The sequence below is a fragment of the Nonomuraea sp. NPDC049695 genome (genome assembly GCF_040674955.1).
Lineage (GTDB): Bacteria > Actinomycetota > Actinomycetes > Streptosporangiales > Streptosporangiaceae > Nonomuraea > Nonomuraea helvata.
Genome location: NZ_JBFANV010000025.1, coordinates 112654 through 126820, shown reverse-complemented (window position 1 = coordinate 126820; position 14167 = coordinate 112654). Strand labels below are relative to the sequence as shown.

Sequence of the window (14167 nt, the reverse complement as noted above, 5' to 3'; positions counted from 1 at the left end):
CGTCGTTGCCGCTGATGGAGTCGATCGACTCGGCGGTCACGGTGGGGATCTCCGGCGGCAGCACCCAGTCCACGCTGAGCTTGGGGACGTTCTGGCCCATACCTTGCGACCAGAACAAGAAGTCCTCGCCATAGTTCTTGGGAACGGGAGATTCCGAGGTCAGGCTCAGCATGAGGCCGCGATTGGGTGTCCCGGATGCCCACAGCTGGGTCATCGTGGTCAGGTCCCAGCTCCACACTGAGCCCTTGGGCCGCGGCAGAACACACGGATCGATCAGCGAACGTCCCTCACCGGTGACGCTGGGCTGATTGGCCCAGGACGTGTTGTTGGCCACCCACGCCGAGGTGATCCGTTGCGCGGCGATCCCCTGATATTGGGAGCAGCCAACGACGTCGTAGAGCAGCGTCAACTGCATGGTGGACTTGACCACCTGGCGTCCGGCGATCGGCGTGGTGTCAAACGCCATCAGCGCCCGATTGATCGTTTCACCCGTCGACGGGGTGGCTGACCACCGACCCACCCAGCCCGGACCCGTCCCCCGGTTAGGCGAGCGGATGCTTATTTCCTGGGTAACGCCGAGGGTGGTGGTGGGATCCACCGTCACCGGGTAACGCGTGGCGGGGTCGGCCAGCCACTTCGGGTCCGGCTTGAGTACCAGCACGGTCTGGTCGCCGGCCGTCTCTACCGAGGTCTTGACCTTGGTTTCACGGCGCGGCCCGCCAGCACCGGCCGGATCGGCGTTGTCCCACATCCGCGGCGTCGGTGCTGACATGACCGTCTTGCCCTTCGGGCTGACCAGTGACAGCCCGCCGGACTTGGTCAGGGTGAGCTCTGCACCCGTGGTCTCGACCGGGAGACGGAACTCCAGCGGGCCCGTGGGCCGCTCGCGCAGCACCACGTCATGCTGGAATCCGGTGGGTAAGGCGGTCACCACCAGGTCCGCGCCCTTGCCCGCCGCGTCGACGTACCGGGCGACGTTGCCGCTGACTTCCGGGCGCGGTAGCTCAGTGGGCCAGGACAGGGCGAACTTCTGCCCCTTGCTGCGTTCCATGGATACGAACGGCTTGTCGCCGCCGAGCGAGAACTGCACGCCCGCTTTGGCCAGCTTGGGCTTGAGTATTCCGTCTTGCTCGACGAGCGTGGGGTCCAACCATGCCCAGGAGCCGTCGGCCTGCTTCAGCTGAGCGGGGCCGCCATAGGACTGGGTCGTGAAATGCCCGTCGGGGTACGCCCAGACTCGCGACGTCTCGGTGAACGCCGCCTCGACCGGGACCGGCTTGTTCTGTTTTTTGGCTTCCTCGCTCGCTGCCCGTAATGGCGCGTCAGGGTCTTCTGGTCGCGGGAAGGTGGTTACGGAAGGAACGGCCGGGGTCTCGGCCGGCTTCGGATCGGCCTGAGCAGAGCCCGCTGCACCTGCTACCAGCAGCGATGCTGCCACCGTGAGCACCGTCGCCATCGCGAGGTGTCGACGAGGTGGGAAGCCCCGCCTCGTCGTGCTGACTAACTTGTTCACTAACACCTCTCTATCTGAGTCGGTGGACAATTGCGAACTATCCGTACCTTCCCTCAAGATCGCCAAGCAATATGAGAAGAATCACCTCGGGCGAAATGTGGAATCCAGTAACGCCGTCTAAGCGGCAAACGATGGATCTGGCTATAGAGGCACATCAAAGTGGTAATTGACAATTTCATTACAGATAGTCCACGCGGCGCTGCAGGATGTGCTGCGTCCTCTGTGTCCGGATGATCGCCGCCGGGATCTCAATCTCAACGCCACCCGCTACGCATTGGCCACGGAAAGCCGCTGGTTGTGCATGGGAGCGCGATTGTTGTTTGTTTCCTGCGTCTGCCCGGGGGGTGGATCTCGTCCCGCAGCACCGGCTGGTGGAGGCCAACAGCCGGTTCGAGACCGTCACCTGGATCTCGACGGTGGTGGGCCCGCCGGTGGGAGGCGCTCTCATTGGGCTGGTGGGGCCCGTCATCACGATCATGCTGGACACGATCAGCTACTTGCTGTCCGCACTCCGCATCCGTGCGATTGCCAAGCCCGAGCCGGCGCCGCCGGCCTGGACCGCAGGCACGTCGCGGATGGCCGAGGTCGTCGAGGGATGGCGGCCCATCGCCGCCGATCCTGTGCTGCGCCGGCTGTTCGTCAACACGGTGCTTGTCAGCGCGCTCATCAAGGCGACGGCGCCGCTGCTGGCGTACCTGATGCTGCACGAGCTGGGCTTCACGGCCCTGCAGTACATGCTCGGCCTCGGCATCCCCTGCCTGGGCGGCATCCTGGGTGCCCGACTGTCTCGGCCGCTCACCCGCCGCCTCGGGCAGCGCAAGGTCCCGCTCGGCTTCGGCCTGGCCAGGGCGCTCTGGCTCGTCGGCCTCGTGTTCGTGAGGCCCGGCACGGACGGGCTGCTCGTCGTCATGGTGGTCGAGGCCGCGATGATCTTCTGTATGGGCATCTTCAATCCTGTCTTCGTCACGTACCGGCCTGAGAACACCGCGACCGAGACGACGGCCCGCGTCCTCACCGCGTGGACCATCACCGGGCGGGCGGCCAGCGCCGCAGCGACGGCTCTGTGGGGAGTGCTGGCCGCGGTCACGGACGCGCGCACCGCGATCGCGGTCGCCGGGATCTTGCTGATCGGCCCGGCCGTCCTCTTGCCCTGGCGGCGGAGCCGGGGCCGGTGTCGGGGACGTGTCCGTCATGCTGGTACGGAAGTGATGTTCCGACGTCTGACGGAGTGTTCCGCATGTCCATTGAGCTCCAGTCCACCGGCACGTTCCCCATCGGTGGCAAGAGCGTTCACCGCCTCGGCTTCGGCGCCATGAGTCTCACCGGGCCCGGTGTCTGGGGGCCGCCCCGCGATCACGACGAGGCCGTCCGGGTGCTGCGCCGGGCCGTCGAGCTGGGCGTGGACCTCATCGACACCGCCGACTCGTACGGGCCGTACATCAGCGAGGAGATCATCCGGGAGGCGCTGCACCCGTACCCCGAGGAGCTCCTGATCGCGACCAAGGCCGGGTTCGTACGCACGGGGCCGAGCAAGTGGGTGGTCGTGGGACGGCCCGCGTACCTGCGGCAGGAGGTCGAGATGAGCTTGCGCCGGCTCGGTCTGGAGCGGATCGACCTGCTCCAGCTGCACCGCATCGACCCGGAGGTGCCGCTGGAGGACCAGCTCGGCGAGCTCAAGGCGCTCCAGGACGAAGGCAAGATCGGCAGTGTCGGCCTGTCGGAGGTGAGCGTCGAGGAGCTGGAGCGGGCGCGGCGCATCGTCGAGATCGTCACCGTGCAGAACCGCTACAACCTCACCAACCGGTTCTCCGAGAGCGTGCTGGAGCACTGTGAGAAGCAGGGGATCGGGTTCATCCCCTACAGCCCCATCGCCAAGGGCGCGCTGGCGGCTCCCGGGAGCCCCGTCGACCACGTCGCCAAGGTCGTCGGGGCCACGCCCGCGCAGGTCAGCCTGGCCTGGCTGCTCGCCCGTTCGCCGGTGACGATGCCGATTCCCGGCACCTCCATGGTGGCCCACCTGGAGGAGAACCTGGCGGCTTCGACGGTGGCGCTGACCGCGGAGCAGCTCAGCGAGCTGGGCTGAACGGGCCGGCCCTGACCAGGGCCGGCCCCCTTACAGGTCAGCCCAGGCCGTTCCGCATGGCCGTGACCAGCTCGCCGTTGGTGGTGTCGCCGCTGAGCTCCCAGAAGAACGCGCCGCCGAGGCTCTGGCTCTTCGAGTAGCTCATCTTGCCGCCGATCGTGCTCGGCGTGTCATAGCTCCACCACTGCCCTCCGCAGTACGCGTACGCGGTGCCCGCGACCGTGCCGGTGGCCGGGCAGCGGGTCTTGAGCACCTTGTAGTCCTCGATGCCCTGTTCGTACGTGCCCGGCGCCGCTCCCGTGGCCGTGCCGCCCGGCGCGGCCTGCGTGACCCCGGTCCAGCCGCGGCCGTAGAAGCCGATGCCGAGCAGCAGCTTGCTCGACGGCACGCCCTTGCTCTTGAGCTTCTGGATCGCGTTGTCGGAGTAGAAACCGGCGATCGGGATGCCGGAGTAGGAGGTGAGCGGCGAGTGCGGGGCCGTCGGGCCCTGCGCCGCCCAGGCGCCGAAGTAGTCGTACGTCATGACGTTGTACCAGTCGACGTACTGCGCGGCACCGGCGTAGTCGGCCGCGTCGATCTTGCCGCCGTTGGTGCCGTCGGCGGTGATGGCCGCCGTGACCAGGTTGCCGGAGCCGAAGCGCGAGCGCAGCGCCGACATGACGTTCCTGAACGCGGCCGGGCCGCTGGTGTCGCAGGTGAGGCCGCAGGCGTTCGGGTACTCCCAGTCGATGTCGATGCCGTCGAACACGTCCGCCCAGCGCGGGTCCTCGACCAGGTTGTAGCAGGAGTTGGCGAAGGCCGTGGGGTTCTGCGCGGCCTGGGTGAAGCCGCCGGACCAGGTCCAGCCGCCGAAGGAGAACAGCACCTTCAGGTTCGGGTACTTCTTCTTGAGCTTGCGCAGCTGGTTGAAGCTGCCGCGCAGCGCGCCGGTGTCCCACGTGTCGGCCACGCCGTCCACGCTCTCGCTCGCCTGGTAGAAGCGGTCGTAGTCGGCGTAGCTGTCGCCGATCGTGCACTGGCCGTTCTGCACGTTGCCGAACGCGTAGTTGATGTGGGTCAGCTTGGCGGCCGAGCCGCTCGTGTCGATGTTCTTGACGTGGTATCCGCGCTGGTAGACGCCCCACTGCACGAAGTAGCCGAGCACCTTGTTCCCGCCGCCTCCGCCGCCGCCCGTCGTGGTGGCGGTGATGCTGTTGCTGTTGGCGGAGCGGTTGCCGGCGGCGTCGCGGGCGCGGACGGTGTAGGTGTAGGCGGTGCCCGCGCTCAGTCCGGTGTCGGTGTGGGTGGTGCCGGTGACGGTGGTGATGAGGGTGCCGCCTCGGTAGATCTCGTAGCCGGTGACGGCGACGTTGTCGGTGGAGGCGTCCCAGGTGAGGGAGACGCTGTTGCTACTCACGCCGGTCGAGCGCAGGTTGCCCGGGACGGAGGGCGCGGTGGTGTCCGTGCCGCCGCCGGTCGCGGGCTTCCAGAGGGCGGGGACGTTCGGGGGCTCCCAGCCGGGCTGGGAGGTGTGGCTCTGGATGCACTCGTACTCGACGCCGTTGTACGTGACGTGCGTGCCGGCCGTGTACGCCGTCCACGGCGCCCACTCGGCCGCTGCGACGTACGCCGAGGCGGAGACCGGTGGCGGGGCGACCGCCACGGCGGTGAGGGGCAGCAGTAACGCCACCAGGATCTTGCTCAGGGTGCTGTGTCTCATGGCTCTCCGACATCCGGTTGGGGGGTGATGGGGCGGGATGCCAGGAAACTATTAGGAAAGTTTCCTTTAAGTTATGAAACGACGTTAGCCCCTGCCTGGGGAGGCGTCAATGGCGGGTAGTCGCTACTCTGGTTGACAATATTGTCAACGATATGGCCGCTCATGAACGGACCTCAGGTGGCGCTGCTCGGCTACGGCGAAGTCGGCCAGGTGCTCGCCCACGGCCTCGCCCGCATGTGCGCCTGCGCGTTCACGACCCCGCCCACCCGCCGGCGCAGACGTCCGTCGGAGGATCGCTCCTGGTGGCGGGCAACGCTGATGCCGTTCGCGGGGCCGACATCGTGATCGCCGTGACCACCGGCGCCGACAGCGTGGCCGCGGCCGAGGAGTCCCGCCCGTACCTCCAACCCGGCGCCCTCTACGCCGACCTCTCCACCGGCGCGCCGGATGACAAGCGGCGGATCGCCGAGCTTGTGGAGCCGGCGGGCGCCACGGCGGCGGACGGTGCGATCATGGCTCCCGTGCCGTTGCGGGGCCTCGCGACCCCGATCCTGGCCAGTGGGCCTGGCGCGGAACGGTTCGCCGCGTTCGCCGGTCTCCATGGCATGGACGTGACGCCGATCGGTGGCTCTCCCGGGGACGCGGCCGCTCGCAAGCTGCTGCGGAGTGTGCTGGTCAAAGGGCTGAGCGCGTTGATCATGGAGTCTCAGCGGGCTGCCGAGGCGGCCGGGCTGGGGGAGTGGTTCCGGGACCACCTGATGGAGACGGTGACCGCGGCCGACGAGCGGTTCGTGGTGCGGCTGATGGAGGGAGCGGCGCAGCACAGCGTGCGGCGGGTGCACGAGATGCACGCCGCCACCTGGATGCTGGAGTCGCTCGAGGTGCCGCACCTCATGACCGCCGCCACCGCCGCCACCTTGGAACGGATGGCCTGACAGGGGCAGGTCAGTCGGCGGCCGCCTCCAGGGCCTGGGCGACGCTGCGGAGATGCCGCTGCATGGCCGTCTGCGCCGCCTCGGGGTCGCGGGCGACGATGGCCGCCACGATCAGCTCGTGCTGCGGCAACGACACCGCCGCCCGCCCCGGCTGCCGGGCCAGGCGGAACCTGTGCCGCGCCACCTGCGCCCCGAGCCGTTCGATGATCGACGCCGACGTGCGGTGGCCGGCGATCTCGCGGACCATGGCGTGCAGGGACGCGTTCAGCCCCGCATACCGGTCGAGATCGTTCGACTCCACGGCGGTGCGCATCTCCGCGACGATCTCCCGCAGCCGGGCGGCCTGCTCGGACGTGACGCGTTCGGCGGCCTTGGCGGCGGACAGGCCCTCCAGCACCATCCGCGTCTCCGTGATCTCGATGGCCTCCGCCTTGGAGACCGAGCGGACGCGGGCCCCCTTGTTCCGGAGGATCTCGATCAGCCCCTCCCTGTCAGTTCATGCCGGTTGACACCATTATCGACACTCTGTGGTCGTACGGCCGACCATCCCGGGCCTCGCGCTTTGATCGTTTGGCCCCCGTTCTGTCGGTGAGGTCGGGTAAGTTCCCGGATCAATTGATCAGCCGGTCGCGCCGGTGCGGGCACTCCCGCCTGCGCCCGCGAGCCGGCCGGGGCGGAGGTTCTGAGGTCGTGGACGCGGACAGAGCCGCGTGGGAGCAGCGCAGCGTGGTGCAGATGGTGCCGCCTGTCAAGCCGCGCAAGCTGGCGAAGGTGCCCTTCGTCGAGCTGGCCGACGGGCGGTTGCAGGGGGTCGTGTCGAGCGGGTCCGACATCGAGCGGGTCTACGTATCGTCGATCACCGCCGGCACCCACGCGCTGAGCTGCAGCACCAACAACAACCGGCCGTGCGGCGCGCTGCACGGCTACGCCTGCAAGCACATTCACCAACTGGCCGACGAGGCGGTCCTGCAGTACGGGCTCGAGCGGGTGGCCTGTTACCTGGGGGTGGAGGTGCCCGAGGGGCAGTTCCTGATGAGCTCCATCAACGGGCCGGTCGAGCGCACCCCCGCTGCCGTGGTGTTCAGCCGGTTCCTGCGCCACCTCGCCTACCTCGAGGTGCCCGCCAGCACGGAGCCGCTGGCCGAGCTGCACTGGTTCCCGGCAACGGGGGCGGTGCGCTGATGCCCAGGATCGCGATTGTGCGGAGGGCCGGGCTCGCGACGGTGCGGGCGGACGTGCTCCAGGCAGTGAAGGCGGTGCGGTGATGCTGGACGTACAGCTCGGTGAGCTGCTCGGCGACACCCCCGCGGGGGTCGGCGAGGCGCTCGACCTGGTGGCGGGGTTCGACGGCGCGCTCACCCACGGGTTCGCCCGGCTCGGCGAGGAGGCGTCCGCGGCGCTGGCCGCCCTGGCGGGCGCGCTGGCCGCGAGCCCTCTCGGCGACCGGATCGGCGAGGCGGCGGAGAAGGTGGCCGCGGGATCGATCGGCGACGAGCACCTCGCGGTGCTGGCCGGTGGGCGGGCCGCGCTGTTCGGCGCGGTGCACGACGCCCTGCTCGCCCGGCTCGACACGGCGCTGGGCCGCGCCCGCGGGGCCTGGGAGGCCGGGGAAGGCGCGGGCGAGCCGGGGAGCGTGCTGGCCGGGGCCCGGGGCTGGCTGCGCGAGCTGGCCATCACCGGCTGGCGCGGCGTCGACCACGACCTCGTCTCCTCCTCCGACCAGGCGATCGAGGCGCTGCTCGCCGTGCCCGAGCTGCGTGGGCTGGCGGTGCTGCTCGACGGCCTCGCGGCGGAGCTGCGGGCGTCGTGCCCGGTCGCCACGATGGGCGTGGTCCCCGCCCGCAGATGGGGCGATCTGTGGACGCGCGCCCTGCTGCTGTCCCAGAAGGGCGCCTGGCACGGCGCCGCCGAGCCGGTCTCGGGCCGGCTGCTGATCCTCGGCGCCGACGTCCACGAGCACGCCACCGTGGTACGCGTGCAGGTCCACGGCATCCTCGAGCCTGCCGGCGGCGCCCACTCCAAGCTGGTACGCACGAGCGTGGCGGCCGCGAAGGTGGACACGATCTCCGGCCCGTCCGTGTGGCGGCTGATGAGCGATCACCCGGTGCTCATGGGCGCGCTGGCCGGGCACCTCAGCCTGGAGGTCACCGACCTGCCGCTGCTCCCCGGCGGCGACCTGGTGTGGCACGACGACCGCGCTCAGGCCGGTGAGGCGGCCGACCCGTTCGCGACCGCGCGGCTCCAGCTCGCCGCGGCCGAGGCGCCGCCGACCCCGCCCCTCGACCGCCATCCCGTACGCATCGCGGAGCCCGTGTTCCTCGAGGGCTACACGATCGACGGCCAGACGCTCGACCTGGGCGGCAACACGCTCCCGGTGGCCCTCGACCGGCTGCCGTCCTGCGGCCCGCTCACACCCGAGCTGGTGTCGGCCTCCTCCGCGTGCATCGGCCTGATGCGCTGGGACGGCGGGCAGTGGCTCCTGCAGCCACTCGCCGTGCAGGCCATGGTCAAGAAGAAGCCCGTCACCGCGCACACCGGCGACTGGGCCATGGGCCCCACCGACCCCAAGGTCGTCAAGGCCGAGGCCAAGGCCGGCGACGTGGTCGCCGTCCTCCGCGAGCGAGCGGGGCGGTTGCTGCGCAAATGACCGATTCCCAGACCACCTCCGACGAGACCCGGCGCCAGGTGCTCTACTGGCGGCTGCTGTCCCGCCTGTTCAGCCCCGACGAGCAGCCGACCCTCGAACGGTCGAGCGTGGCCATCGTCGACGACCTCGGCCTCCCGCCTGCGCTGCTCGACCCCGGCATCTCGGTCGACAACCTCGTTCAGCGCTTCCCCGACCTGGCCGCCGAGTTCGAGGGCCTGATGGCGGAGCAGGACCACGAGGAAGGAGACGAGGTCCGCCGCGCGGCCCTGGTCTCCAAGCTGCTGCTCAACGTGTTCGCCACGGGCTCGGGCAACGTCACCGCGGGCCAGCTGGAGGCGTGGAAGCAGGACGCCGCCTGGTTCGAGCGCGGCATGGGCTGCGGGCCCGGCGGGCTGCGGCACAGCCCGGGCAACGAAGAGCTGGCAGGGGTGCTCGCCGGGCTGGAGGGCGACCTGGTCAAGCGCATGCACCTGCGCGAGGTGCTCGCCGACCCGACGCTGGCCAAGCAGCTCACCCCCAGCATGTCGCTCATCGAGCAGTTGCTGCGCGACAAGTCCAACCTGTCGGGCGTCGCGCTGGCCAACGCCAAGGCGCTGATCCGCAGATACGTGGACGAGGTCGCCGAGGTGCTGCGTACCCAGGTGGAGCAGGCCAGCGCGGGCGTCATCGACCGGTCGGTGCCGCCCAAGCGGGTCTTCCGCAACCTCGACATCGAGCGGACCATCTGGAAGAACCTCACCAACTGGAGCCCGGAAGACCAGCGCCTCTACGTCGACCGGCTCTACTACCGGCAGACCGCGCGCCGCACCATCCCGGCCCGCATGATCGTGGTCGTCGACCAGTCGGGCTCGATGGTGGACTCGATGGTCAACTGCACCATCCTGGCGTCGATCTTCGCCGGGCTGCCGAAGGTGGACGTGCACCTCATCGCGTACGACACCCGGGCGATCGACCTGACCCCGTGGATCAACGACCCGTTCGAGGTGCTGCTGCGTACCAACCTCGGCGGCGGCAACGACGGCCCGGTGGCGATGGCCATGGCCCGCCCGAAGATCAGCGATCCGCGTAACACCGTGATGGTGTGGATCTCCGACTTCTACGAGTTCGACCGTTCGCAGCCGCTCTACAACGGCATCGAGGCGGTCTACCGCTCGGGGGTGAAGTTCATCCCTGTCGGCTCGGTCAACAGCTCGGGCCAGGAGAGCGTGGACCCGTGGTTCCGCAAGAAATTCAAGGACCTGGGCACCCCGGTGATCTCAGGCCACATCCGCAAGCTCGTCTTCGAGCTCAAGAACTTCCTCGCTTAGGAGACCCTCTTATGAGTGACGATATGCTGCGCGCCCCCGCAGAGGTGAAGTACGCCGAGGAGCTCGACTACCTGGAGTCGATCGACGACAGCCCCAAGCCGTTCTCGTGGCGGCTGAGCCCTCGCATGATCCGGCTGTTCGTCCTCGGCTCCGAGCGCTCCGACGGGATCGACAGGGAGATCCCGCAGAAGTGGTTCGGTGACCGCAGCTTCGTCGAGCGCAGCATCGTGACCCTGGCCTCCGACCGGGGCCTGCTGCTGATCGGTGACCCGGGCACCGGCAAGAGCTGGCTGGCCGAGCTGCTGTCCGCCGCCATCTGCCGCAACTCCACGCTCGTGGTCCAGGGCACGGCGGGCACGACTGAGGACCACATCAAATACTCCTGGAACGTCTCCATGGTCATCGCCAAGGGCCAGTCCCGCCAGTCGATGATCCCCTCCCCGATCATGACGGCGATGGAGACCGGCGTGATCGGCCGCTTCGAGGAGCTGACCCGCTCGACCAGCGACGTGCAGGACGCGCTCATCTCGATCCTGTCGGAGAAGTACGTCTCCATCCCCGAGCTCGACGACGACAACATCGTCTTCGCCCAGCCCGGCTTCTCCATCATCGCCACCGCCAACAGCCGTGACAGGGGCGTCAACGACCTGTCGTCCGCGCTCAAGCGCCGCTTCAACTTCGTCCGCATCCCCGTCGTGACGAACAAGAAGAGCGAGGCCGAGATCGTCCGCTTCCGCACCGAAGAGCTGCTGCGCCGGCACCGGATCGAGCTCGACGTCCCGCCCACGCTGCTGGACATCCTGCTGCAGAGCTTCGCCGACCTGCGTTCGGCCGCCGCGTCGGCCACCAGCGACGACGAGAAGCTGGAGTCGGCCCTGTCCACGGCCGAGCAGATCGGCGTGCTGGAGGACGCGATCCTGCACAGCAACTTCTTCGGCGACCGGACGCTGCGCGCGCAGACCCTCGCCGGCTCCCTGGTCGGCTCGCTGGCCAGGCGCAGCCCCGAGGATCTCGCGATCCTGAACAAGTACTGGCACGGCGTCGTCGAGCCCCGCAGCAAGAAGGACGGCGGGGAGTGGCCGGAGTTCCTCGAGGGCGGCCGCGAGGCCATCGCCACGCTCTCATGACCGAACAGACGAGCCCCTTCGTCTCGCTGCGCGAGCAGCTCCTCGACGCCGCCGCCGCGTTCGCCGACAGTCCTGTGGCCGTCTCGGACATCCTGTCCGGGCTGGTGGACGACGTCGACCGGGCGCTGCGCGAGGAGCTGGAGATCTTCCCGGTCTGCCACCACTCGCCGGCCTCGGCGCTGGCCATGGTGCGCAGGCTGCGGGAGAAGCAGCCGAAGGTCATCTACCTGGAGCTCTGCGAGGACCTGCAGCCGCTGCTGACCGAGCTGCGCAACTGCCGGCTGCCGGTGGCGGTGCAGGCGTTCGCGACCGACATCGACGGCTTCCCCCCGACGTGGGCGCCGCTCAGCGTGGTGGCGCCCATCACCGAGGCGTCCGCCGAATACCAGGCCATCTCGTACGCGCTGGAGACCCCGGGCGTCGAGCTGGTGCTGGTCGACAGGTCGACCGACCACGTCTTCCAGTGGGCCCCGAAGGAGGAGCCGGACAAGAAGGACCACGCCGAGGAGTCCGGCCTGCACGGCGACGCGGTGGGCGTCGAGATCGGCGACCTGCGCCCCCGCTTCGCCGAGCTGGAGGAGCACCTGCTCCACCACGGCAAGGTGCGCCACTGGTCGGAGTGGTGGGACCAGTACGTCGAGCAGCCGCTGGCCGGGGCCGACTACGACACATACCGCCAGGTCATGGTGCTGATCGGCAGCCTGTTCCGCCGCCTCGACCGCGACGGCGGCCGGGTGTCCGTGGACGAGGACCGCGAGCGCTACATGTGGACCAGGATGCGCGAGCACCTGGCCGCGTCCGGGGCCGACCCCGCCGACTGCCTGTACGTGTGCGGCGCCTTCCACGCCGCCAGCCGCGTCGAGCAGTTCGGGGTGAGGTCCACGGCGACCTTCGAGATCAGCCCGCGCACCGGCACGAAATGGCTGTACGGGCTCATCCCGTCCAGCCACTCGGCCATCGAGGCCCAGTTCGGGCTCGCCTCGGGCTCGGTGTCGATCGCGGCGGCGACGTGGGCCAAGTCGCTGACCCGGAGCAAGCTGACCCCGTTCCAGCTGGCCGGGCAGAAGGGTACGCGCAAGCGCGCTGCCAAGCTGCCCGCGCCCGTCGCTCCTGCCGAGGTGACCGACCGGCTGACCGGGTTCCTGTCGAAGCCGCCCGCGCTCGACGAGCTGGACGAGGCCGAGCTGCTGGGCTGGAGCGTCGACATCGTCCGGCTGGCCCGCCGCAACGGCTACCTGTCCAGCACCGCCGACGCCATCGCCGTCTTCGAGACGTCGATCCTGCTGGCCGGCATGCGCAACCGGGTCAGGCCCACCCCGTACGACTTCCAGGACGCGGCCGTCACGTGCATCGAGAAGGACGTCGTGCCGGGCCGCCGCGACGTGCGGCGGCTGTGCGAGATCCTGCTCGGCGGCGACCGCGTGGGCGAGGTCGGCTACGACGCGATGCCGCCGCTGGCCCGCGACGTCTACGACCGGCTCGCGCCGCTCGGGCTCGACCTGGAGAAACGGACGATCCAGCGGGCGCTGCTCGACCTCAACGCCAACCCCGAACTGCGGCCCTGCTCCGACCTGCTGTGGAAGCTGCGCTACCTGCTGCCCTCGGATGCCGTACGCCCCATCATGGGCCAGCGCGGGCTGGGGGAGCGCTCCATCCAGGAGAGCTGGGACCTGGCGTTCGGCAAGCACCAGCGCTCGATCATCGAGCTGGGCTACGAGGGCGTCACCATCGAGCAGGTGGTGGAGCAGCGGCTGCGCCGTTCCGTGTGGGACCCGAAGGCCACCGCGGCCGTCGCGCTGGCGGCGGTCGAGGACGCGGTCATCTTCCTCGGCAGCCGGCGCTTCGCCGACGAGCTGGGGGCGCGGGCGGTGGAGCTGCTCGCCTCCGAGCGGAGCGTGCACGACGCGCCCGAGGTGCTGCGCAGGATCCGGCGGCTGATGGCGTACTACCGCGCCCACGAGCCGGAGCTGCCGGCCTGGTGCGAGGAGTTCGCGACCTCCGGATACGCGCATTACTGCACGCTGCTGCCGACCGCCTTCGTCGACGACGACACCGGGGTGCGGCAGGTCGCGGCCATGCTGGGCTTCCTGTTCTCGATGGAGAGCCTCGCGATCTCGCTCGGCTGCGACCGGGCCCAGCTCGAGCTGGCCGTGCAGCAGTCCCACCCCGAGTCGCCGGCCAAGGTCGCGCTGCTGTGGGCGGCGCGGTCCCAGCTCGGGCTGCTGTCGCACGCCGAGCTGCGGGAGCGGTGCGACGAACTGCTGGCCAACCCGCTGGTCGTGCCGTCGTTCCCGCACTACATCATCGGGTTCGTCCAGGCCATGGAGCCCGTTCCCGCCCTGTCGGGGTTCGTGGTGGAGGTCGTCTCCAAGGCGTTCGGGCGGCTGCCCGACCGGGTGCTGCTGCCCTGGCTGCCGAAGCTGATCACGGCGCTGCGCGAGCAGGCGGCGGAGCTGGTGCCGGTGCTCGTACGCGAGGCGGGGCGCACGTTCCCCGGCACGCTGGGCGCCGTGGACAGCTGGGTGCCGCCCTGGTCGGCCCGCCCCGCCGCGGCCGCGCCCGCCGCACCGGTGGCCTCGGGGCCGGTGGCCGAGCTGCTCATGGGGCATCCGGCGGCGTGCGACGCGGTGGCGGGGCTGCTCGGGTGCGAGGGCTCGTGGCAGGCTCCGGCGACGGCCGGCCACGGCCACCCGGAGGTGGCCGTGCTCCTGGCCGGCCACCCGGAGCCCGCTCTGGCGGTCGCCGGTCTGCTCGCCTGACCAGCCTCTGCGGTCTCTTGCTGTCGGCGGCCCCCTTCCCCGGGGCCGCCGACACCCGCCACGACCGCCGGGGCGGCCGGACATGGGCGGCCGGGGC

The 14167-nt window shown here is 69.9% G+C and carries 12 protein-coding genes; 9 read left to right on the top strand and 3 right to left on the bottom strand.

Annotated features, from left to right (window positions below; translation table 11 throughout):
• Positions 1 to 1456, bottom strand: a 1456-nt coding sequence (locus tag AB0J64_RS22865; protein WP_364029914.1) for a DNRLRE domain-containing protein, incomplete at its 3' end; no start/stop codon positions are given.
• 401 nt (positions 1457 to 1857) lie between these two features.
• On the opposite strand from AB0J64_RS22865, the gene AB0J64_RS22860 reads away from it, so the two are divergent.
• Both AB0J64_RS22860 and AB0J64_RS22855 read left to right on the top strand, forming a co-directional pair.
• Positions 1858 to 2829 (top strand): MFS transporter, encoded by a 972-nt coding sequence (locus AB0J64_RS22860; protein ID WP_364029911.1) that lies wholly within the window; start codon positions 1858 to 1860, stop codon positions 2827 to 2829.
• Entirely contained in the window at positions 2751 to 3596 is an 846-nt protein-coding gene (locus AB0J64_RS22855) for an aldo/keto reductase (protein ID WP_364029908.1), read from the top strand. The genes AB0J64_RS22860 and AB0J64_RS22855 overlap by 79 nt, the downstream gene beginning before the upstream one ends.
• A 37-nt stretch (positions 3597 to 3633) precedes the next feature.
• Here AB0J64_RS22855 and AB0J64_RS22850 read toward each other — a convergent pair whose 3' ends face one another.
• A complete protein-coding gene (locus AB0J64_RS22850) occupies positions 3634 to 5295 on the bottom strand; it encodes a glycosyl hydrolase family 18 protein (protein WP_364029905.1) in 1662 nt (553 codons plus the stop codon).
• Positions 5296 to 5457: 162 nt separating this feature from the next.
• Between AB0J64_RS22850 and AB0J64_RS22845 the strand changes: the two genes are divergently transcribed.
• The gene (locus tag AB0J64_RS22845) at positions 5458 to 5640 is read left to right on the top strand and encodes a hypothetical protein (RefSeq protein ID WP_364029902.1); all 183 of its coding nucleotides are present in this window, start codon (positions 5458 to 5460) and stop codon (positions 5638 to 5640) included.
• Positions 5598 to 6230: a DUF1932 domain-containing protein gene (locus AB0J64_RS22840; protein WP_364029899.1), complete on the top strand. Its 633-nt coding sequence runs from the start codon at positions 5598 to 5600 to the stop codon at positions 6228 to 6230. Before AB0J64_RS22845 ends, AB0J64_RS22840 begins: the two co-directional genes overlap by 43 nt.
• 10 nt (positions 6231 to 6240) lie before the next feature.
• Here the strand turns inward: AB0J64_RS22840 and AB0J64_RS22835 are convergent, their stop codons facing one another.
• Positions 6241 to 6645: an FCD domain-containing protein gene (locus tag AB0J64_RS22835; protein ID WP_364029928.1), complete on the bottom strand. Its 405-nt coding sequence runs from the start codon at positions 6643 to 6645 to the stop codon at positions 6241 to 6243.
• Positions 6646 to 6920: 275 nt separating this feature from the next.
• On the opposite strand from AB0J64_RS22835, the gene AB0J64_RS22830 reads away from it, so the two are divergent.
• From AB0J64_RS22830 to AB0J64_RS22810, 5 genes are all read left to right on the top strand, one after another.
• Positions 6921 to 7412, top strand: coding sequence for a hypothetical protein (locus AB0J64_RS22830; RefSeq protein WP_364029896.1), 492 nt, complete (start codon positions 6921 to 6923; stop codon positions 7410 to 7412).
• An 82-nt stretch (positions 7413 to 7494) separates the two neighbouring features.
• Positions 7495 to 8877, top strand: a complete 1383-nt coding sequence (locus AB0J64_RS22825; RefSeq protein WP_364029920.1) for a hypothetical protein — start codon at positions 7495 to 7497, stop codon at positions 8875 to 8877.
• Positions 8874 to 10184 (top strand): VWA domain-containing protein, encoded by a 1311-nt coding sequence (locus AB0J64_RS22820; RefSeq protein ID WP_364029893.1) that lies wholly within the window; start codon positions 8874 to 8876, stop codon positions 10182 to 10184. Before AB0J64_RS22825 ends, AB0J64_RS22820 begins: the two co-directional genes overlap by 4 nt.
• Before the next feature lie 11 nt (positions 10185 to 10195).
• Positions 10196 to 11311, top strand: a complete 1116-nt coding sequence (locus AB0J64_RS22815; protein ID WP_364029891.1) for an AAA family ATPase — start codon at positions 10196 to 10198, stop codon at positions 11309 to 11311.
• Positions 11308 to 14070 carry a DUF5682 family protein gene (locus AB0J64_RS22810; protein ID WP_364029889.1) on the top strand — a complete coding sequence of 921 codons (2763 nt, stop codon included), beginning with the start codon at positions 11308 to 11310 and terminating at the stop codon, positions 14068 to 14070. The genes AB0J64_RS22815 and AB0J64_RS22810 overlap by 4 nt, the downstream gene beginning before the upstream one ends.
• The last annotated feature ends 97 nt before the right edge of the window (positions 14071 to 14167 follow it).